The following is a 19,289-nucleotide window of genomic DNA, read 5'->3' as shown; positions in this document are numbered from 1 at the left end:
AAGGCGTGAACGGCAATAAGCGAACACGCATTACAAGGCCTCGCGGGGCGATCCTCAAAACGATATAAATTCCCGGTTATGTAGGAATTATTTTCGTGGATGTTATTGGATCGCGGGGGGAGCGTTGTGGGTGGGGTTGGGGGCTTCCCTTTCGTCGTCGGATTGCAGGGCCTGGTCGAGCATGGCTTCGGTCAGGGTGCCGAGGTGCTCGCAGAGGCTTTCGACGCCGCCCATCAGGGCGGAGATTGCCCAGGGGTCCAGCGGTGGGGAGCCGGTGGCGTCGGGTTCGGACGCGCTGTTGCCGACCATACGGGCGATGGTCTGGATGGCGTAGCGGGTGCGGTCTAGTTGGTGGAGGTGGGAAAGGGAGACGGGGCCGGATTCTCGGTCGGTGTCGATTTGCCAGGGGTTTTGGGTTAGGGGGTGCAGCATGAGGGACTGCCTCCTATAGGAGTTAAGCCGCGAACCGTTGCGGCTGTCTACGCCTATAGCTTTCCGGCTTCCAAACCGGCACCGGGAGAGGTGATGGTCATGAGTGTATGGCGACATGGTGGCATGTTGGACGCAAGAGAGGCAATTTCGCCATTGGTAGTAGCGTCAATGGTCACTTTCGACCCATACCGGTCGCCCCCACACCTTCAGTTCCAAGCCCCGCAGGATTCATCCCGCCCCCAAATTGCCTTCAGATATTCGGAATAGATAAAATATATTGAAAGAAGTAACTGACTGAGATTGCATCGAGCCGTTTGTTGGCGTCTGCATCATAAAAAGGTACAGCATGGTCGCACCACAAGAGCATGAATACTCAGTAATGGGTGGAGCAAATCGGTCAAGCGTTGGGCGGCTTCTGAGTCTCGCTGCCAGTGCCATCTCGGGAACACTTGTGTTTGCCGTTCTGTACACAGTTGACTTGGCAAAGCAACTTGGCTGGAACGCCAACGTTCCCCCGACACTGCTCTCCCTGGTAGGCGCCGGCGCGGTCTTTGGCGTTCTGTATTGGGTCCTAAACAAATGGGCCTGGAAGTGGCCCGGTGTTGGCCTACTGCTTAAAGTGCCCGACATTTCGGGCACCTGGGATTGCCAGGGTAAAACAATCGCCGCTGACGGATCGACGAAGTTCGAGTGGTCGGCCGAAGTAGTCATTGTTCAGTCGTGGGACAAGTTGAGAATTCGGCTGGCGACTCAAACGTCCGGATCGAGCAGCATCTCTGCCGCGCTAGCACACGACACCGTCGATGGATTCGTCCTGCTCTATCACTACCGAAACGATCCACGGCCGGAGGCCGTTGAACTGAAGACTCACACAGGGTGCTCCGTTATGACGATTGCAAAAAACTTACGGTCTGCCGAGGGCGAGTATTTTACGGGGCGAGGTCGTATGACCTTCGGCGTTATGAAATGGACCAAGAGGACCTGATGGCGACCGATATCAACAAACGCCTCGCGCAACTGCGCGCTCGACGCGATGGATCTGATCGTTTGACCATGGACAGCGCAGTCCAAAATGAAATTTTGAGTAAGGCGTTAGGCACTGGCACGCAAACTATCCAAGAATCGTGGGAGAAGCGCGCAAGCATCGACAGCAAGCACACTCTGTATGCGTTGGGTGCCATGCAGCCCGTTAGCGCCACTTACACACGAGTGAGTGTAGAAACCGCGGAACGAATCGGAAATCAGCTTCGTTCCAGACTTGGCAAAGCGGGAATAGACGCGGAGTTCCGCCTTCAGGGTTCAGTACCGCTGGACGTTCATATCCGTAGAGTAAGTGACGTTGATCTGTTGACAATTGACACAGGTTTCTTGGTCTACAGCACATCTGGAGTGCAAAGCCAGGCCGGCTATTACTTGAATACATCCAAAAATTCCCTCTCAGTGCTTCAAACGCTTCGCAAGCAGATAGAGATCGAGCTGCCTCTCGCGTTTCCCCAAGCAATCGTCGATACAACGGGTGCGAAAGCTGTCAAGATCCATGGAGGCTCTCTACCTCGGATGGTAGACGTTGTACCAGCCCACTGGTATGACACTAATGACTACCAAGCCAATAGAACGGAATCAGATCGAGGCATTCAAATTCTCGACAAGAAGGCAGGGATCTCACTGACTAACTTTCCGTTTTTGCATATCAGAAGGATCATCGATAAATGCAACAACGTCGGCGGAGGTCTGCGGAAGGCGATTCGACTATGTAAAAATGTAAAGGCCGACGCTGAGTCGGAGGGGAATGCGATCTCGCTCCCTAGCTTCGACATCGCCTCGATGATGTATCACGCCGATGTTGGCAATCTGGCTTTTGGCCAATACTTCGAGCTTATGATATTGGCGGAGGCCCAACGCCATCTTGACGTCTTGGCTCGAAACAACGAATACGCAGAAACTCTGATGGTGCCAGATGGCTCCAGGCGCATAATCGACACGCCTGCGAAGTGGCGAGGGTTGCTCTCGTTGTCCCTCGAAATGGACGATCTACTTCGGCGCGTTGCCGCGGAACATGGAGTATCTGGCTCCCTGGAGGACTGCCGAAACGCGATCCGGTTCTTGAACCAGTAGCACATTCGAAACTCAGAGGATACGGTCATTGCGCTGCGCCAGGTCACAAATAGGAATTTGATGTCAACATACCTAGAGCGGGCGTTGGTTGTGGTAGCGCCTCAGAATTTCGGAAAGAACACTTTGCTACGGTCAATGTTTAATGATCCTCGGCTCGGAAATAATGGGGAAATACCTAAAGCGCGGAGGCTTCGTGACGTCGTCCGGCTCAGTGGCGAGCGTCGGCTATATCTGCGTCTGACTTCGCCTCATGAGGGTGGAGAAACGCTAGGCGAATTTATTGGAAAGACAAACAGCAAGATGGTCGATGGGCGTTGGTGCTTCGCTGGCCGCTGCATCCCTAACCGCCAAAAAATATGCCGACCGCAGCTTCCGCCATTCAACATTTCATCAAAAATTTCGACCCGGAGCGGGTGCGGGCCGTGCTTTTGTGGCCTAGCCACTATCGTGACGATGACGATATTTTTGGTTCAGACGTCGTAGAGGGGCTGCTAGGCGTTCTGGAGAGAATTGACAAGCGAGTGGAAACCATGTGCGTAGACGGGCGGCAACGCGGGCGAAACGGCCTTGTACTGGCCGACTTTTTCGATTTCACTTGAGATTCGGAGGCACCGATAATGAAAGTTCGTTGGTCGCCGATCAGCCCCGCAGCACGTGTACGTGACGTTAGCCGAATGCTGGCGAAAGTGCTTCCGTACGGGGCCTATCCGCAGTTTCGTAGCCATAGCGCCACTTGTTGATAAAAAGTGGTTTGTAGGGTCGAAGCGTGATATCCCGACCCCCTCTCTCAACAGTCTAGGGCTGGCAAGTACCGCCGGCACGCGCGAGACGTCAGCGACACGCATGCGGCCACGGCCCGTCAAGGATGAGCGAGAGGCGAACCCAAAGCAGCGCAGCCGTCTAGGATGACGCAGTCGATCTTCATGGCGAACCAGAACCATCAGCGCGCACGCGCAACCGAAACATATGCTAATCTTCATCCGCCCGGCATTAGGCTTACATTTGTGCGCCTATCATCCCCATAATCTCATTGTCACTCCGTGATATGACTTATCGCCATGGGGTCCTCTCATGGTATTGAATTGGTTAAAGTCGTGCGCTTTGCGCTAGGTTTGCCGGGCTTGAGATGGAGGACGATAACTATGTCAAAAGACAAAACTTATCGCCTAGTCTGCAGAGTCCTGCATGTCTCGATTCTGGCCGTAAGGCTGGTAAACGAGATCTGGCAGCTTTGCAGCACGGCGTTTAACTACCCACCATCATGGCATAGAAAACATGGCCTTTCATGAGTTGTGGGAGGAGCGGTTTGAGCTTGCTCCTGGAAAATGGGTGTTTGTGCCGTCCGCAGAGTCACGAGAGCGAGGCGAACGTATCACCTCGAAAATCAAAGAAAAGTGGCAAGCTCCTGCATACTTCTACCATTGTCACCACGGCGGCCACGTTCGAGCCATTAAACAACATTTGGCCAACACCCATTTTTGCTGTGTAGACATAGAGAGCTTCTTCACAAGCATTAATCTCAGCAGAGTGACCCGAGCGCTGAAGCAATACTTTGGGTATGAGGTCGCACGCGAGTTCGCCCGCGATTCAGTGATCCGATTAGTTGACGATGTAGATTCCCAGTACATCTTACCTTTCGGCTTCGTCCAGTCCCCGATTATTGCCTCCGTGTGCCTTGACCAAAGCGCGCTAGGACGAGTACTGCATGAATTGGCCTCCAAACCAGACATTACCGTAAGCGTCTACGTCGATGACATCATTCTATCCGGTAGCGACCCATATCGTCTTCAACAGGAATTTGAAAGTATCAAAGCGGCTGCAGATAGGTCTGGTTGGAAAGTCAGTACGAGCAAGACACAGCCGCCCGGTGAACAGATATTGTCGTTCAACATACACCTATCCCAAGGGAACCTCACCATTTCTTCAGAAAGAATGGGGTTATTTGTTGATGCCTATCTCCAGGCGACATCCGACCATCAAAAAGAAGGGATGTTGAGATACATCCGCTCAATCAACGCCGCTCAAGCTACGTTCTTTGAGGTCATGGACGCTCATCCCTAACCCTGCTGACGCAGGCTTACGCGGACGACACATCCGAGTCTGACGCGCTACTCGACCAAGTTGCGAAGAATTGGCGCAGTTACTGGCAACGCGATCTGTGCTCAAACTGAAAAGACATCCAGTTCGGCGGACTGCCTGGTCTTTGGCCGACAGCAGACCAGGCCTGACGCCCACTTCCGACCTGGGGCAGACATTCCCGGCCATAAAAACGGCTATTCTTTGTGCGCTTGCCCCAATTCAAGGTGCGTGTCTCTTCTTGGCCGCGAGCCAACGCGGGTGACTGGTCGCTTCCGGCCCGGGAACGTGTTTTAGAGGCGCCAGCCGGTTTGTTGAGGCTCTCGCGGTCTAGTGGATGGCGTTGCAGACCTAAAACGGCACATCTCCCTCAAGGCTATTTGCGAGATCCACCAAGAAAATTATTTGTGACGCGCACACAGCTAGAACGTACTCAGTGATGTCAGCAGAGACCTTCCCTCCGGTGGTGGCCCCATGAGCCACTCCCTCAGCCCCACTTCGGAAGGCGTAAATGCCCGTGAGTGTTTGTATGAGTGCCTTCGGAACCGACACAACGCCCGTCGTTCCGAACCATTTGATCAAATCCCCCAGTGTCGACGCCTTTGCCATTGGAAAAAGCACCTTGCCGGTTGCCTCAACCGCACATACTGCTTCCTTGACCGCATTCTCGAAATCTGGCTTGGTAGGGTGCTGGAAGAACTGCCGCGCCTTCTCAAAATGCTGACGCGCACTGATCAATTCCACTGCGCCCAGGACTACGTGAGCTTTTGACGATAGCTCTACAGTGTGCTTCCGCCCTCTTCGCCGAACTGCGCCATCGGTAAAGTCGTAAGCGAGCGATTCCTCAAGAAAGAGTCGCTGTAGTTCAGCAGCTATGTAGGCTTGCGAATCAGCACGTGAAATCTCCTCAGTGTAATTGCCGTAGCCGTCCTCCCATCCAACTTGATTTGGAAGTCGAGAATACAGACGCTCACAGAAGTCGTAGATCTTTGGCCATTCTAGCTTCTGCAGCGCTGAAGTGGCGTTAGCCTGCGCCTGCTTAAGGCTTGACACCGACGAAGTGTCATACGACACAAGCTCAAATCGACCGGTCCGGTGAAGCTCGCGAGCTATTACGACCCAGTCAGCCACATACCTTTTTTCGACAAGGTCGGCTAGTAGATGAAGTAGGCCTGCCCTAGCTGTGTCTGGAAAGTCAGCATCGACTTGCCGATGCGATTGATTAGTCCGCGCGGAAAAGGGGATCGGTGAAGTTTGGATCATGTCTCGGTGGCCAAGCATGGATACACATTATTAATGCTTTGGAGATTGTGAACTGGTTCGAATAGCGCTAGCTCGGGCGAGCTGAGTCAGAGCGGCCGCCAGAATAAAATTATCCGCCGAACCGCTCCCGCACAGTTGCCAAAATTTCTTCGGAAAGCGCCGGGTTGCCCGCCGCCGTGGCGCGGGCGAGGGTCAATGCACCAACCATGCTGCTGAGGGTCACGATGGCCTGCGTGCGCTTGGCTGGGTCACTCCCCTGGAGCTCACTCATGAAGCGTTGGAAGTTGCGTTCCACGCCCTGCGCAAAGACCTTTGACATTTCCGGCCCTGCCCTGGCAACGTCTGCCGCCAGTGCGGCAACAGGGCAACCCTCTCCGGGGTGATCGCGGTGGAACGTGGAAAGATAACCATACACCAGTGCGCGGAGTCCGCCGGCAGATACACCATCCGCCTCTGAAGACTCCGATCCCTCTTGCGGCGTAATCGTCCACTCAAACGCGCGCGTGCATGCCTCGCGAGCGAGGGCATCCCGCGACTCGAAGTGCCGGTACAGCCCGCCATGGGTCAAGCCCGCATCGCGGGTGATCTCGGCCAGGCCCACGCCATCCAGGCCCTTTTCTCGATAGAGGCGCGCGGCGGCGTCCACGATTCCTTCGCGGTTCTTGGCGGCCTGTGCTTTGCTGACTTTCATAGGTTAGATGATACCCCTCATCAAAATTGATTTATGATTACGCTCATCATCAATAACATTACACTCAGCCCGTCGCAAGGGCTGGGTTCAATTGCGGAAGGTGCGGTATGGAACGTCGGGTAGTCATCACCGGTCTGGGCTTGGTGTCCCCTCTCGGATGCAATGTGGAGCTGGTCTGGCAACGCTTGCTGGCGGGCCAGTCCGGAATACGCGCCTTGGATGCGGCGGTTGGCGAAGGCTCCGGCGTTTCCATCGCTGGCCGGGTGCCAAGCCAGGAGGAGGATCCGCAAGCCGGATGGCGGGCCGAAGCCGTCATCCCGGCAAAAGAGCTACGCCGCATGGACCGCTTCATCGCATTCGCATTGGGCGCGGCGGATCAGGCCCTGGCACACGCACAGTGGCGCCATCCGACCGCCGAGCAGCAGGAGCGCGCGGCAACCATCATCGGCTCTGGCGTGGGCGGTTTCAGCACCATTGTCGAAGCTGTGCGAACCACGGATGGCAAGGGGCCGCAGCGCTTGTCGCCTTTCACCGTGCCGGCTTTCCTGGCCAATCTGGCGGCGGGACAAGTGTCGATCAGGCACCAGCTAAAGGGTCCGTTGGGAGCGCCGGTGACAGCCTGTGCCGCCAGCATCCAGGCCATTGGCGATGCGGCGCGCCTGATTCGGAATGACGAAGCCGACATGGCGCTCTGCGGCGGTAGCGAAGCCACCATCGACAAAGTGGCGCTAGGCAGCTTCGCGGCGGCTAAGGCGGTGAAGACCCATTGCGACAGCGAGCCCGCGAAGGCTTCCCGCCCGTTTGACCTGGCCCGGGACGGCTTTGTCATGGCCGAAGGCGCGGGGCTATTGGTGCTGGAGGGGCTGGATCATGCGTTGGCTCGCGGTGCCAAGCCGCTGGCGGAAGTCGTAGGCTACGGCACTTCCGCCGATGCCTATCACGTCACTTCCGGGCCGGAAGATGGTTCCGGCGCCGCCCGATCGATGCGCGCGGCGTTGCGGCAGGCGCGGTTGCAACCCCATGACATTCAACACTTGAATGCTCATGCGACATCCACGCTGGTCGGTGACCGAGGAGAGCTGGCGGCCATTCGCCAAGTGTTTGGAGCAGGCTCTGGCCCCTCCATTACGGCCACGAAATCCGCCATGGGCCACATGCTGGGAGCCGCTGGCGCGGCCGCCGCGATTTTCACTATATTGGCCTTGCGTGACCAGATTGCGCCACACGTGCTCAACCTGGAACATCCAGATCCGTTGGCAGATGGCCTGGACCTGATCGCTGGAAGTGCGCGCGCTCATGCCATGGAGCATGCCATGCTCAACGGATTTGGCTTCGGTGGCGTCAATGCGTCATTGGTTCTCAAGCGATTTTCAGCCTGAGCCCTGCCTCGCGGGTGAAGCGCTTCTGCCCTGGATCACGCCCGCCCCGCGCTCCAGCCCCAAGAACCCTCACCGCCTCCCCGGCAACATCCGCACCAACGTGTTATCCCGGAACACATAGTGATGCAACAACGCCGCAGCAGCATGCAGCCCCACCAGGAAGTAGCCCACCGTGGCCAAGGTTTCATGCAATTCCTTGACCTGATCGGCCAGGGCCTTGTCCGGGCTGACCAGCGCCGGAACCTCCAGGCCGAACAACGGAATCGGCTTGCCCCCGGCGCTAAGCGTCAGCCACCCCAGAATCGGCGTGGCAATCATGAACGCATACAACGCGTAATGCATCACCCGTGAAAGCACATCCTGCCACCTCGGCATCGGCGGCCGCACGCCAGGCGCCGGGCCCGAAGCCACCCGGATAACCACCCGCAAAACCACCAACCCGATCACACACAGCCCCAGCGAGAAATGCAGGGCCTTGATGTTGTTGTACAGATCGGTGCCTTTGGTGGCCAGTCCGCGCAATTCCATACAGGCGTAGACCAATGCCAGGACCACGAGCATGAGCCAGTGCATGGTGATCACCAGGCCTGCGTACTGAGTGTCGGAGTTCTTGATTTTCATGTTTCTTCCTTGTCGTCAAAGCGCGCTACGGACAGCCTGGTTCGATAATCGCCCTGCCCTCGGCGCTCTGCGTGGGCGCGTCGGGAGGTCTCCAGGGATCAACATGGGTCATCACGTTCAATACACGATGCCGCTGCATGACGCGTTGGCGCGCTTGCACGGCGATCTTGTGGCCTTCGTCGACAGTCAGCCCGGCGTCGATTTCCAGGTGAGCGTCAACGACGATCATATCCCCCATTTTTCGGGTGCGTAGATCGTGCACGCCTTGAATACCCGGGGTGTCCAGCAAGGTCCGCTGGATCGCGGCGGCCTCGCCTTCGTCGATGGCGCGGTCCAGCAGGTCGTGCAAGGCGTCCCAGCCGAAGCTCCAGCCCATTCGGGCCACCATGAAGCCCACGATGGCCGCGGCGATGGGATCCAGTATCGGGTAGCCCAGCAGGTTGCCGATGATGCCCAGGCCCACCACCAGCGACGACGCCGCGTCGGAGCGCGCATGCCAGGCGTTGGCCACCAGCATGCTGGACTTCACGCGCTTGGCCACGGCAAGCATGTAGCGGAACAAGGCCTCTTTGATGACCAGGGCGGCACAGGCCACCCACAGCGCAACGAGGTGGACCTGCGGGATCGCGTCGGGCTGCTCCAGCTTGGTCACGGCGGACCACAGCATGCCGCCGCCGACCAGCAGCAGCAAAACGCCCAGCGCCAGGGACGCCGCGGTCTCGTAGCGATAATGGCCGTAGTGGTGGTCCGCGTCGGCTGCTTTCTGGCCATGGCGGTTGGCCAGCAGCACGATGAAGTCGGCGATCAGATCGGAAGAAGAATGAATACCGTCCGCGATCAGGCCCTGCGACTTCGAGAAAATGCCGATGACGATCTGCGCGGTGGCGAGCACCACGTTCACGCCCACGCTCACCCAGGTGCTGCGGGCGGCGGCGGCGGCGCGTTCGGCCGGGCTGTGTTCATCGTCCTCCGGATCTTCCAGCGGAGGCGGAAAGGCGGTCATGGTTCATGCTCCCGTTCTTGCAATCTAGCCTTGCGGCGTTTGGGCAGGAGCATAAGCACCGAAACCTGAACGAATGATGAACGTGGGCGTCAATGTCGCGGCGGCGCCGGACGGGACGCACCGCAACGGATTGGCCTTGACTTGCGCCCTAGCGCCCATTTCACGGCCTCGAGCCACAGCAAACCCAGCACGGTCAGCCCCGCCGCCGCCAGGAGTATCCACGGCGTTGGCTGCTCGAACGCAAACAGGCGGCTCACGGGAGAGATGCCGAGCACGCAGGCCAGGAGCAGGACGGTGACCGCGCTGATCCAGGCGGCGTAGCGGTTGCCGGCATCCCCCGTGCGCCAGGAGGGGCGCGTCAGGTTGCGATTGGCGTAGATGAGTCCCAGGTTGGCAAGCACCAGTACCGTGAACACCATGGCGCGGGCCATGTCTTCGGAATTTGCCACCACTCGCGCGCCGGCATACAGGGCCAACAGTAGAACCAGCAGGCCGCATCCCTGCCACAAGCCATGGGTCAGTATGGCGCGGTCGAACAGGCGGGCGCCCGCGCGGCGCGGCGGCTCGGTCATGGCATCCGTTTCGAGCGGCTCGGCTTCAAACACAATCGCGCAGGCCGGGTCGATGATGAGCTGCAGAAAGAGGATGTGCACCGGCATCAGCAGCATGGGCCACCCCAGCAAGACCGGCACCAGGGATAGACCCACGATGGGCACGTGCACTGCCACCCCGAACACAATGGCCTTGCGCAGATTGGCGAACACGCGACGGCCATGGCGCACGGCGGTGACGATGGAGGCAAAGTCGTCGTTCATCAGCACCAGATCGGCCGCCTCGCGCGCCACCTCGGTGCCGCGCGCGCCCATGGCGATGCCGATGTGAGCCGCCTTGAGGGCGGGCGCGTCGTTCACGCCATCGCCGGTCATGGCGACGATGTCTCCGCGCGCGCGAAAGGCCTGCACCAGGCGCAGCTTCTGCGCGGGCTGCAGGCGGCAGAACACCTGGGTGACGGACAAGCGCTCCCGCAGGGCCGCGTCGTCAAGGCTCGCCAGCGCTTGGCCGGTCATCGGCGGCGCGTTGGCGTCCAGGCCTGCCTGACGGGCGATGGCGACGGCAGTGGCCGGATGGTCTCCGGTCATCATCACCACCCGGATACCGGCTGCCTGGCAGGAGGCGATGGCGCTTGGCACATCGGGGCGCAGCGGGTCTTCCAGCCCCACCAGGCCGAGAAAGACGAAGTCGAAATCGTGCTGGCTGGCCGGTAGCGGCGGGGTGGCGAACACGGCGCGCGCCACACCCAGCACGCGTATTCCATCGGCGGCCATGGCCGCCACCTGCTGGGCGATGCGCGCGCGATCGGCCGCGGGAAGGTGGCATAGGTCGACCACGGCTTCGGGCGCGCCCTTGGCGGCGATCACGTAGGCCCGCTGGTCGGGCGACTGCCAGACGCGCGACATGGCGAGCATGGCGGGCGACAAAGGGTAGTCCTCGACCAGGCTCCAGTCAGCGTGCAGATGCTCGGTGCGGGCCAATAGCCGCGCGCCGGCGCCGACAATGGCGACCTCCATCGGGTCGCTGGCGTGGCGGTGGGTGGCCAGGAGGGCGTATTCCAGCACGCCGTGCAGCGCCTCGGGCAGCGGCTCTGCGCCGTCGCGCAGGCTGTCGTATAGCGCGCTGCCCGACTGAAGGCGCCGAACGGCCATGCGATTGGTCGTGAGGGTTCCGGTCTTGTCAACGCAGAGTACGGTGGTGGCTCCCAGCAACTCCACGGCGGGGATGCTGCGGGCCAACACCTTCTGGCGCGACAAGCGCCATGCGCCCAGGCTCAGAAACAAGGTCAGGATGACCAACAATTCTTCCGGCAGGATGGCCATGGCCAGCGTCAATCCCGCCAGCATTCCGCCCAGCCAATCGCCACGCAAAAACCCGTGCGCCAATGCCAGCGCCACCGCCAGCGCGAGCCCCACCACGGTTACGTTTCTGACGACACGCCGGGTTTCGCGCTGGATGGGGGTGATATCAATGGCGATGCTCTGTAGCGACTGGCTGATACGGCCCAGCGCGCTATGCACGCCCGTGGCCACGACGCGCCCCTGCCCGCCGCCCTGCGTGACAAGGGTGCCGGCGTATGCCAGGACGGCCGCGTCAGCGCCCGCCTGTTTGCGCACCGGCACCGATTCGCCGGTAAGCAGCGATTCGTCCAGAGCCAGATTGGCGGTGCTGATGAGTTGCAGGTCGGCGGGCACGCGGTCCCCCTCGGCCAGCAGCACGACGTCGCCGCGCACAAGCTCGCGAGCGGGGATTCTCTGGGTCTGGCCACCCCGCCTGACAAGCGCCTGCGGGCTGGATAGATCGCGCAGCGTCTCCAGCGAGCGCTCGGTGCGACGTTGTTGCACGAAGGTAATGCTCATCACGACGAACACAAACCCCAGCAGCATCAACGCCTCTTGCCGGTCGCCCAGCGCCAGATAGAGCGCGCCGCAGGCCACCAACAGCAAGAACATGGGTTCCGCCACCACCTCGCGCGCCAGCCGCAAGACGCTACGCCGCTGCGAAGCCGGGAGCGCGTTCGGGCCGTCACGCGCCAGGCGCTGCCGCGCCTGCGCCGGGCTCAGGCCATCGATGTCGTCCATGTCCAGGGCGGCTCACCTCACCAGGAGGACAGGCTGGCGGGCCGCCGCCAGCACGCGCTGCGCGACCGAACCGATAAGCAGGTCGGCGATGGCCCCGCGGCCTTTGGAGCCCAGCACCACCAGATCGAATTTTCCCTTTCCCGCACAGTCGAGAATTTCCTTGGCTACATGGCCGGTTCGCTCGACCATGTCATGCCTGATGCCGGCCGCATCAAGTAACTTGCGGGCGGGCCTGAGTTCCTTTTCACAGCGCTCGCGCAGATAATCAACCACTGCTGCCTTGCCGACAAAGGACTTTGCGTGGTTCAAGCCGGTATCGTCGTGCACGCAGATCAACGTGATGCTGTGCGGGCCCGATTGCAGGCCTGCCACCAGTTTTGCCGCGTACTTGACCGCATGCAAGGAGAACTTCGAACCGTCGACGGCAACGAGGATTTTCATCACGGCCTCTCTGGGGGAGTCTGGATCCTTTCAGCTTGACGCATCCGCGGCGGGGATTATTGATACAGGTCAAGCACACAGGGCATTGCCGTGCGTGGCGGGAATGAAGAGGCGCCCGGATCACGGCAGGGCGAACCCGACGGTTTGCGCGAAGGTCACGAAGTCGCTCTCCGGTAGCTGCAGCTCGCGGCCCAGCCTGACTGCATCCACGGCTCCGCGAAAGACCGTGCCAAGATTCGCGGAGGCGCAGTATAGATAGACATTCTGGCCGATGAATGCCGCATCGACCGACGCATAGAGATGACGCTCCACCGTCGTGATGTCCGCCATCTTTTCGCCGTGGGCGACGTAGACAAGCTCCAGCGGCGCGGTGCCAACGAAATCCTGCTGACCCGCCGCCTTCCGCAGGTCGGCCTTCAGATGTGGTAGCAACGCATGGCGCACCGGATCGTAGATCGTCACGCCGTCGCCTTGCAGCACATAGACGTCCAATACGATGCGGTGCCGCCAGAACGGCGCGGTTCGATCGCCCGTGTCGCGATTGACGCCACACGCCGACCAAAGCAGGTCCGAGAGCTGTTGCGGACTCAAGAGCGCGCTCGAATAGCTTCGGACGGATCGCCGCAGCTTGAGCGCTGATTGAAGGGGCATGCCGCCATCGGTTCGGGGAGCCGGCAACGCCATGGGCGTGGCCAGCGCCCGCGCCGACGCGGGCTCGGGACCGGAAGCGCTGCCGGCCGCGCCCGGATCTTTGCCTGAAGAAAATGGGGTCATGGAAAAACCTGCCTGTGTGGGGACTTAGCTCACGATGAGATTGTCTTCAACAGCGGTCACGCTGGGGGCATTCCATGCCGCCTTCTCGGCGGCGCGTCGATCCAGCCAGCTCTTGACCCTGCCGTTCAAAATGACCGTGTGGCCACGCACATTCACCTCGATGTCGTGGGCCTCCAGACTCGCGCTGCGCTTGAGCGCCCTTTCGATGCGCTCCTTGACGTCACTGATTCGGGGGCCGTCGTCCAGCGTGATCTGGTTCACGACTCCTTTCACCCCTTTGAGCTGGCGCACCGAACTTTCAGCCGCGTCGCGTTGAAAACGCCAGCGCACCGCGCCGCCCAAAGTGATCCATCCATGCTGTACCTTGACTTGCACCTGGTTGTCGGGCACTGCCACGTTCCAGGCAATGCTGTGCAGCGCGCGCCGCGCTAGTTCCTCATCGGAATTGCCGTGCTCGTAGCTCGCGCGGACTTCAATATCCTGTGCGATTCCCTTTACGCCTTTGACTTTGGCCACGATTTTCTCGGCGGCGTACTTCTCACTGTATGTGCCGACATGCCCGGTAAGCGTGACGACCCCCTCGAACGCGGCCACGCCGATCCCGGTGGCGTCGACACTGGGATCGAATTCCAAGGCCTCCAGCACATGGCGGCGAAGTTCCTCGTCTTTCATGATGGGGCTCCAATCGCTGAAGAATGAAATCCACGTCGCCCCATCGCATGACGGTCGCTGTCCATCGCGGCGAGGCACTTCGATTGTGTGCCTGCGCTTTGCTCGAGGATTGACTTTGGTCAATCCGGACCTGATCCGGGGATTTACGCTGAGGGAAACTTAGCGGGTCCGATCCAGGCCGGGACCGACGATGCGCGCCCGTCTCGCACGCGGCGGTCAGCGATGGCACGCCTGGCGTTTTCAGGAAGCAACGACGGAGGTTCATGGATGGACGCTCCTTTCAAGAATCGAAAAGAGGCTGGAGTGCTGCTGGCCAGGCGGCTGATGGGATATGCGGGACGCACCGACGTCATCGTGCTGGCACTGCCCCGCGGGGGAGTACCGGTGGGCTTCCAGATTGCCGCCGCGCTGAATGTTCCGCTGGACGTCGTGCTGGTGCGCAAGCTCGGGATGCCGGGGCATGCCGAATGCGCCATCGGCGCGATCAGCAACGATCAGTCTGAACTGCAGACCGAGGTCATCGCGGCGTACGGGATTTCCATGAAAGAGATCGAGGCAATCGCGTCGCGCGAGCGAAGGGAGCTGATGCGCCGTGACGCGTTGTACCGGGCGGGGCGGCCACCGCTGCGTCTGCGCGGAAAAACGGTGATTCTCGTGGATGATGGCCTGGCGACCGGTTCGACGATGCGCGTGGCGGTGCGGACCGTGCGGATGGCCAAGCCGGCAAAGGTCGTGGTCGCCGTTCCGGTTTCCGCCGCGCAGACCCACGAGGAACTGGCGCTTGAGGCTGACGAAATGATCTGCTTGAGCACGCCCGCGCCTTTTTACGGCGTGGGCCAGTGGTACCTGGACTTTGAGCAGACCACGGACGACGAAGTAATCAGTCTCTTGCAAGAAGCCGCGCGCACCCATCCGCTGTCCGCATGGATAGCGTCGCCCGCGCCGAGTCACGGTTGATGGTTCTTGGCCCAAGGCAGCTTATGGAAATGACCACCGATGCGCATCTGCCCTCGCCTGCCCGGTCGATTGCCGCGTCCGCGCTTGCGCTTACGGGAAGCTCGCGCGACTACGACTCCGTTCTGGAGCGGATCGGCGACGCGCGCTTTGTGCTGATCGGCGAAGCCAGCCACGGAACGCACGAGTTCTATGAAGAACGCGCGCGGCTGACGCAACGGCTGATCATGGAAAAGTGCTTCTGCGCCGTAGCGGTCGAGGCCGATTGGCCGGATGCGTATCGGGTCAATCGATACGTTCGCGGTTTGGGGGAAGACACCACCGGCGATCAGGCCTTGGCGAGTTTCAAGCGCTTTCCGACCTGGATGTGGCGCAATACCTCGGTGGTTCGTTTCATCGAGTGGCTGCGTGACTACAACGACTCGGTGTCACCCCTGACCGAGCAGGTCGGATTCTATGGCCTGGATCTCTACAGCCTGTTTACGTCGATCGCGGAAGTGCTGCGATATCTCGATCATGTCGACCCCGAATCGGCCCGCCATGCGCGTGACCGCTACGCTTGTTTTGATCATTTCGATCGCAACAGCGAACGCTATGGATATTTGACGAGCCACGGCTTGTCGGCCTCATGCCAGGGCGCCGTCATCGCGCAGATGCTTGAACTGAACACGCGTGCCTCGCAATATCTGAAAAGCGATGGATATGAGTCAAGCGATGCGCTGTTCTATGCGCAACAAAATGCGCGCTTGATCACGAATGCCGAAGAGTACTACCGCACGATGTTCGATCGGCGCGTGTCTTCCTGGAACCTGCGGGACCGCCATATGGCACAGACCCTGGATGCCCTCGCCCGCCATCTGCCACGGACGAGGGACGGCGGGCCGGCCAAAATCATCGTCTGGGAACACAATTCGCATGTGGGCGATGCGCGCGCGACGGACGTTGGACAGGCGGGAGAGTGGACGGTAGGCCAATTGGCGCGCGAGCGTTACGGCGCCGAGACTTTCCTGGTGGGACTGACCACCTATCAGGGAAGCGTCACCGCCGCGGACGACTGGGACTCGCCGGCAGAACGCAAGCGTGTGCTGCCGGCCCTGCCTGGCAGCTACGAGGCAGCGCTGCATGAGACAGGCATCGACCGATTCGTGGTGTCGTTCAAGGGCGACCGGAGCCTGACGCAAGCGCTGTCCAGGCGTCGGCTGGAACGTGCCATCGGCGTCATCTATCGGCCGCATACAGAGCGGCAGAGCCACTATTTCTATGCTTGCCTGCCGCAACAGTTCGACTGCGTCCTCCATTTCGACCAGACCCGCGCCGTCGAGCCCCTGGAGTGGGGTGACACTTGGACGTTGGGAGAGGCGCCAGAGACTTTCCCGCGTGGGCTGTAGCGCCGCGAACGCAAAGGCGATGGGGGCCGGGCCCTACGTTGCGCTCATCTCCTTCTCTTTCTCCTTCTTCATCTTTTCCTTGTCCTTTTTGGCGCCTTCGTGATGCGACTTGATCGCCAGGAACATGCCCGTGCCCAACACGAGGATCTTGAACGTACCGAAGATTACAGGGACCCAAAAATTCATCATTTCCTCAAAACGCTGCTGCGGCAGCTGCATTTACTGCGCGTGGGCCAGGCAAAGCCAAACGGCAGTGGCCTGAGACCACTGCATCAGCCTGGTTCAGGGCTTAGCGCCCTGCTCCCTACAAGCGTCGAATTCTACCTCCGAATCCATACAAACTCTTGAATGATTCTATATGTATGGTTTTTTATGACATTAAAGAGAAGATAAAATCCATACATAAGCCCGCGCGACGAAGGACCGCGGCTCAAACGGGGCGGGGCGCGCCGGCCAGTGGCATCCCCCTGCCTTCAGCCCAGGGCGTTCAACAGCGCATCTGCGGTGACGACGGTGCAGTATTCGCCGTCCAGGTTGGCGAGCGACATGGCGTGGACATCCTCGGCGCTTCGCGCCGCCCCATTCCAGTCGGTCCGGGCGAAGGTGAAACAGCCGTCGGCCACGAGCCACGCCTGCAAGCCAAGGTTGCCAGCCATGCGCACCGTCGCCTCGACGGAATTGTTCGTGATGACGCCCGCCACGACCAACGTGTCGTGGCCATGGGCGCGCAGCCGCTTTTCCAGGTCGGTGCCGATAAACGCGCTGTTCGTCTGCTTGGGAATGACTGCTTCCCCCACGATGGGCGCTGTTTCCGGCTTGAAGGCATGCCCTGGCTGGCCCGGCCGATAGTGAGACGCGGGATCCGTGGAGTCATGCCGGACGTGCCAGACCGGCCACCCCTGGGCGCGCCAATGGGCGAGGAGCCGAGCCACTTGGCGCTCGGCGCCGGGATTGTTTCGCTCACCCCAACTGGGATGGTCGATCGCGCACTGCAGATCGATCAGCAGAAGGACGGCACCGCGTGGGGGAAGTGGGGAGCGCATGTGGACGGGCCGGAGAATTTCGAATCGATGGGCGGGTCGAGACGGGGCCGAAAAGCCGAGCGAAGCCGACTATACCGCATGGCCGCCACGGCCACCGCGCGACGTTTTCGGGCGTGTCCAACGGCTGCTGGCGATCAGGTCAGCATCAGGGCGCCACGCTCGCGCGGCCGGGCGCCAGCGTCCTCGCGCCGCGCGGCATCCTCGCGCAAGCGGAACACACCGACCGCCCCCACCAATGCATGCGCCTGGTCCTGCATCGAGCCCGCCGCGGCCGCGGCTTCTTCGACCAGCGCGGCGTTCTGCTGGGTCACTTCGTCCATCTGCGACACGGCGCGGTTGACCTGCTCGATGCCGGAGGCCTGTTCCTGCGATGCCGCGGCGATCTCGCCCATGATGTCCGTGACACGCTTGACCGAGGCGACCACTTCTTGCATCGTGGTGCCTGCGTTTTCCGCCTGGCCCGCGCCCTCGGCTACCTTGCTGACGGACGCTTCGATCAGCGTCTTGACCTCGCGCGCGGCCTGCGCGCTGCGTTGCGCCAGCGACCGCACCTCGCCCGCGACCACCGCGAAGCCCTTGCCCTGCTCGCCCGCCCGGGCTGCTTCCACGGCGGCGTTCAGCGCCAGGATGTTGGTCTGGAACGCGATCCCGTCGATGACCGAGACAATCTCGGAAATCTTGCGCGAGCTGGCGGAAATATCGCCCATCGTGCTGACCACCGCCGACACCACGGCGCCGCCGCGCTGGGCGACTTCGGAGGCGCTTGCGGCCAGTTGATTGGCCTGGCGCGCGTTGTCGGCATTCTGCTTGACGGTCGACGCCAGTTCTTCCATCGATGCGGCGGTTTCTTCCAGCGACGCGGCCTGCTCCTCGGTTCGGCTGGACAAGTCGGTGTTGCCGGCCGCGATCTGCCCGGCTGCGCTGGATATGGTTTCGGACCCGGCGCGAATGGTGCGAACGGCGCCGGCCAGCTTGTCCTGCATATCGTGCAGCGCGCGCAGCAGCCGGCCGGTTTCATCGCGGGTGACCGCGTGGATGGGTTGCCCCAGGTCGCCACGCGCCACGGTCTCCGCCACCAACACAGCCTGGGCAAGCGGCGCCGTGATCGACTTGGACACCCGCCACGCGAACAGGCCGCCCAGCACGACGGCCAGGCCCGACAGGATCAGGTTCAACATGCCCGCGTTGTCGATGACCTTCCGGCTGTCGGCGCTGGCGTCCGCCATCTCGGCCGCTTGAATCCGCGAAATCTCGATGATGTGGTCCTGCAGGCTGTCCAGGAGCGGAAGGGTCTCTTCCAGCAAACGTTGGCGGGCGGCGTCACGCTCGCCACGCTTGAGAAGCGCGCCCACGCCCTGGAATGACTTCACATAGCGGCCGCGCACGTCTTCCAATAACCGCAGTCGCTGACGTTCGTCTTCGGTGCTGAACAATGGCCGCAGGGTTTCCAGCGCCTGGTCGATCACCTTCCGATTGGTGTCGATGCGGGCAAACAGCGTTTCAGCGGCGCGGGGATCGGTATTGACGATCAACTCGAGGTTCGCGCGCGCATTGGCGCGCGTCGTCACGTCAATCCTGTTGATGGCGTTTGCCTCGGTCCAAGTCTGTTCCGTGATCGTCCGGTTGATGCCGCCGATTTGGGACAGTTCGTATTGCGACAGGCCTGTGAGCGCCAGTAGCAGGACAAGTACGGTGCCGAAGCCCAGCGTCAGCCGGGTGCCAATGGAGAGGTTGCCAAGAGTGAAACGCGAGCGCATGAATTTGTATTACGACAAAGGGAAAACCCTAGTATAAAAATCATGAC

At 60.8% G+C, this 19,289-nt stretch carries 19 protein-coding genes; 7 read left to right on the top strand and 12 right to left on the bottom strand.

The window, feature by feature from the left end; genetic code table 11:
• Positions 1-102 precede the first annotated feature (102 nt).
• The gene (locus AruCF_RS12475; protein ID WP_063568651.1) at positions 103-432 is read right to left on the bottom strand and encodes a hypothetical protein; all 330 of its coding nucleotides are present in this window, start codon (positions 430-432) and stop codon (positions 103-105) included.
• Between the two features lie 346 nt (positions 433-778).
• Here AruCF_RS12475 and AruCF_RS30195 point away from each other — a divergent pair, with 346 nt between their 5' ends.
• The 4 genes from AruCF_RS30195 to AruCF_RS12460 all read left to right on the top strand — a co-directional run bounded on the left by AruCF_RS30195 (position 779) and on the right by AruCF_RS12460 (position 4,608).
• On the top strand, positions 779-1,417 hold the full coding sequence (locus AruCF_RS30195; protein WP_082878677.1) for a Cap15 family cyclic dinucleotide receptor domain-containing protein: 639 nt from the start codon (positions 779-781) through the stop codon (positions 1,415-1,417).
• Positions 1,399-2,547: a nucleotidyltransferase-like protein gene (locus AruCF_RS12465; RefSeq protein ID WP_217349498.1), complete on the top strand. Its 1,149-nt coding sequence runs from the start codon at positions 1,399-1,401 to the stop codon at positions 2,545-2,547. Before AruCF_RS30195 ends, AruCF_RS12465 begins: the two co-directional genes overlap by 19 nt.
• 356 nt (positions 2,548-2,903) lie before the next feature.
• On the top strand, positions 2,904-3,146 hold the full coding sequence (locus AruCF_RS29140; protein WP_156524592.1) for a hypothetical protein: 243 nt from the start codon (positions 2,904-2,906) through the stop codon (positions 3,144-3,146).
• A 676-nt stretch (positions 3,147-3,822) separates the two neighbouring features.
• Positions 3,823-4,608, top strand: a complete 786-nt coding sequence (locus tag AruCF_RS12460; protein ID WP_082878698.1) for a reverse transcriptase domain-containing protein — start codon at positions 3,823-3,825, stop codon at positions 4,606-4,608.
• A gap of 366 nt (positions 4,609-4,974) precedes the next feature.
• Here AruCF_RS12460 and AruCF_RS29135 read toward each other — a convergent pair whose 3' ends face one another.
• Positions 4,975-5,886, bottom strand: coding sequence for a hypothetical protein (locus AruCF_RS29135; RefSeq protein ID WP_156524591.1), 912 nt, complete (start codon positions 5,884-5,886; stop codon positions 4,975-4,977).
• Between the two features lie 109 nt (positions 5,887-5,995).
• Positions 5,996-6,577 (bottom strand): TetR/AcrR family transcriptional regulator, encoded by a 582-nt coding sequence (locus AruCF_RS12455; protein WP_063568812.1) that lies wholly within the window; start codon positions 6,575-6,577, stop codon positions 5,996-5,998.
• A gap of 107 nt (positions 6,578-6,684) precedes the next feature.
• Between AruCF_RS12455 and fabF the strand changes: the two genes are divergently transcribed.
• A complete protein-coding gene (gene fabF / locus AruCF_RS12450; protein WP_082878697.1) occupies positions 6,685-7,956 on the top strand; it encodes a beta-ketoacyl-ACP synthase II in 1,272 nt (423 codons plus the stop codon).
• A gap of 69 nt (positions 7,957-8,025) precedes the next feature.
• Here fabF and AruCF_RS12445 read toward each other — a convergent pair whose 3' ends face one another.
• The 6 genes from AruCF_RS12445 to AruCF_RS12420 all read right to left on the bottom strand — a co-directional run bounded on the left by AruCF_RS12445 (position 8,026) and on the right by AruCF_RS12420 (position 14,100).
• Positions 8,026-8,577, bottom strand: a complete 552-nt coding sequence (locus AruCF_RS12445; RefSeq protein WP_063568811.1) for a cytochrome b — start codon at positions 8,575-8,577, stop codon at positions 8,026-8,028.
• A 25-nt stretch (positions 8,578-8,602) separates the two neighbouring features.
• The gene (locus AruCF_RS12440; protein ID WP_063568810.1) at positions 8,603-9,580 is read right to left on the bottom strand and encodes a cation diffusion facilitator family transporter; all 978 of its coding nucleotides are present in this window, start codon (positions 9,578-9,580) and stop codon (positions 8,603-8,605) included.
• Positions 9,581-9,669: 89 nt separating this feature from the next.
• Positions 9,670-12,213, bottom strand: a complete 2,544-nt coding sequence (locus tag AruCF_RS12435; protein WP_063568809.1) for a cation-translocating P-type ATPase — start codon at positions 12,211-12,213, stop codon at positions 9,670-9,672.
• A 12-nt stretch (positions 12,214-12,225) separates the two neighbouring features.
• Positions 12,226-12,654: a universal stress protein gene (locus tag AruCF_RS12430; protein WP_063568808.1), complete on the bottom strand. Its 429-nt coding sequence runs from the start codon at positions 12,652-12,654 to the stop codon at positions 12,226-12,228.
• A gap of 120 nt (positions 12,655-12,774) precedes the next feature.
• Complete coding sequence (locus AruCF_RS12425) at positions 12,775-13,428, bottom strand: nitroreductase family protein (RefSeq protein ID WP_082878696.1); 654 nt, start codon at positions 13,426-13,428, stop codon at positions 12,775-12,777.
• A 24-nt stretch (positions 13,429-13,452) separates the two neighbouring features.
• Entirely contained in the window at positions 13,453-14,100 is a 648-nt protein-coding gene (locus AruCF_RS12420; protein ID WP_063568806.1) for a BON domain-containing protein, read from the bottom strand.
• Between the two features lie 267 nt (positions 14,101-14,367).
• Here AruCF_RS12420 and AruCF_RS12415 point away from each other — a divergent pair, with 267 nt between their 5' ends.
• Both AruCF_RS12415 and AruCF_RS12410 read left to right on the top strand, forming a co-directional pair.
• Positions 14,368-15,057 (top strand): phosphoribosyltransferase, encoded by a 690-nt coding sequence (locus AruCF_RS12415; protein ID WP_063568805.1) that lies wholly within the window; start codon positions 14,368-14,370, stop codon positions 15,055-15,057.
• 29 nt (positions 15,058-15,086) lie between these two features.
• The gene (locus tag AruCF_RS12410; RefSeq protein ID WP_156524590.1) at positions 15,087-16,442 is read left to right on the top strand and encodes an erythromycin esterase family protein; all 1,356 of its coding nucleotides are present in this window, start codon (positions 15,087-15,089) and stop codon (positions 16,440-16,442) included.
• Between the two features lie 33 nt (positions 16,443-16,475).
• Here the strand turns inward: AruCF_RS12410 and AruCF_RS12405 are convergent, their stop codons facing one another.
• The 3 genes from AruCF_RS12405 to AruCF_RS12395 all read right to left on the bottom strand — a co-directional run bounded on the left by AruCF_RS12405 (position 16,476) and on the right by AruCF_RS12395 (position 19,242).
• On the bottom strand, positions 16,476-16,661 hold the full coding sequence (locus AruCF_RS12405) for a hypothetical protein (RefSeq protein WP_063568803.1): 186 nt from the start codon (positions 16,659-16,661) through the stop codon (positions 16,476-16,478).
• A 254-nt stretch (positions 16,662-16,915) separates the two neighbouring features.
• On the bottom strand, positions 16,916-17,485 hold the full coding sequence (locus AruCF_RS12400; protein ID WP_063568802.1) for a cysteine hydrolase family protein: 570 nt from the start codon (positions 17,483-17,485) through the stop codon (positions 16,916-16,918).
• Positions 17,486-17,619: 134 nt separating this feature from the next.
• Positions 17,620-19,242, bottom strand: coding sequence for a methyl-accepting chemotaxis protein (locus tag AruCF_RS12395; protein WP_083036763.1), 1,623 nt, complete (start codon positions 19,240-19,242; stop codon positions 17,620-17,622).
• Positions 19,243-19,289 lie beyond the last annotated feature (47 nt).

The organism is Achromobacter ruhlandii (genome assembly GCF_002082135.1).
GTDB lineage: Bacteria > Pseudomonadota > Gammaproteobacteria > Burkholderiales > Burkholderiaceae_B > Achromobacter > Achromobacter ruhlandii.
This window is presented reverse-complemented; position numbering and strand designations above follow the sequence as displayed.

Bases quoted from the DNA above. Each gene is read 5' to 3' on its own strand.
- AruCF_RS12475 (WP_063568651.1), bottom strand. From the start codon at position 432: ATGCTGCACCCCCTAACCCAAAACCCCTGGCAAATCGACACCGACCGA.
- AruCF_RS30195 (WP_082878677.1), top strand. From the start codon at position 779: ATGGTCGCACCACAAGAGCATGAATACTCAGTAATGGGTGGAGCAAAT.
- AruCF_RS12465 (WP_217349498.1), top strand. From the start codon at position 1,399: ATGGACCAAGAGGACCTGATGGCGACCGATATCAACAAACGCCTCGCG.
- AruCF_RS29140 (WP_156524592.1), top strand. From the start codon at position 2,904: ATGCCGACCGCAGCTTCCGCCATTCAACATTTCATCAAAAATTTCGAC.
- AruCF_RS12460 (WP_082878698.1), top strand. From the start codon at position 3,823: ATGGCCTTTCATGAGTTGTGGGAGGAGCGGTTTGAGCTTGCTCCTGGA.
- AruCF_RS29135 (WP_156524591.1), bottom strand. From the start codon at position 5,886: ATGATCCAAACTTCACCGATCCCCTTTTCCGCGCGGACTAATCAATCG.
- AruCF_RS12455 (WP_063568812.1), bottom strand. From the start codon at position 6,577: ATGAAAGTCAGCAAAGCACAGGCCGCCAAGAACCGCGAAGGAATCGTG.
- fabF (WP_082878697.1), top strand. From the start codon at position 6,685: ATGGAACGTCGGGTAGTCATCACCGGTCTGGGCTTGGTGTCCCCTCTC.
- AruCF_RS12445 (WP_063568811.1), bottom strand. From the start codon at position 8,577: ATGAAAATCAAGAACTCCGACACTCAGTACGCAGGCCTGGTGATCACC.
- AruCF_RS12440 (WP_063568810.1), bottom strand. From the start codon at position 9,580: ATGACCGCCTTTCCGCCTCCGCTGGAAGATCCGGAGGACGATGAACAC.
- AruCF_RS12435 (WP_063568809.1), bottom strand. From the start codon at position 12,213: ATGGACGACATCGATGGCCTGAGCCCGGCGCAGGCGCGGCAGCGCCTG.
- AruCF_RS12430 (WP_063568808.1), bottom strand. From the start codon at position 12,654: ATGAAAATCCTCGTTGCCGTCGACGGTTCGAAGTTCTCCTTGCATGCG.
- AruCF_RS12425 (WP_082878696.1), bottom strand. From the start codon at position 13,428: ATGACCCCATTTTCTTCAGGCAAAGATCCGGGCGCGGCCGGCAGCGCT.
- AruCF_RS12420 (WP_063568806.1), bottom strand. From the start codon at position 14,100: ATGAAAGACGAGGAACTTCGCCGCCATGTGCTGGAGGCCTTGGAATTC.
- AruCF_RS12415 (WP_063568805.1), top strand. From the start codon at position 14,368: ATGGACGCTCCTTTCAAGAATCGAAAAGAGGCTGGAGTGCTGCTGGCC.
- AruCF_RS12410 (WP_156524590.1), top strand. From the start codon at position 15,087: ATGACCACCGATGCGCATCTGCCCTCGCCTGCCCGGTCGATTGCCGCG.
- AruCF_RS12405 (WP_063568803.1), bottom strand. From the start codon at position 16,661: ATGCAGCTGCCGCAGCAGCGTTTTGAGGAAATGATGAATTTTTGGGTC.
- AruCF_RS12400 (WP_063568802.1), bottom strand. From the start codon at position 17,485: ATGCGCTCCCCACTTCCCCCACGCGGTGCCGTCCTTCTGCTGATCGAT.
- AruCF_RS12395 (WP_083036763.1), bottom strand. From the start codon at position 19,242: ATGCGCTCGCGTTTCACTCTTGGCAACCTCTCCATTGGCACCCGGCTG.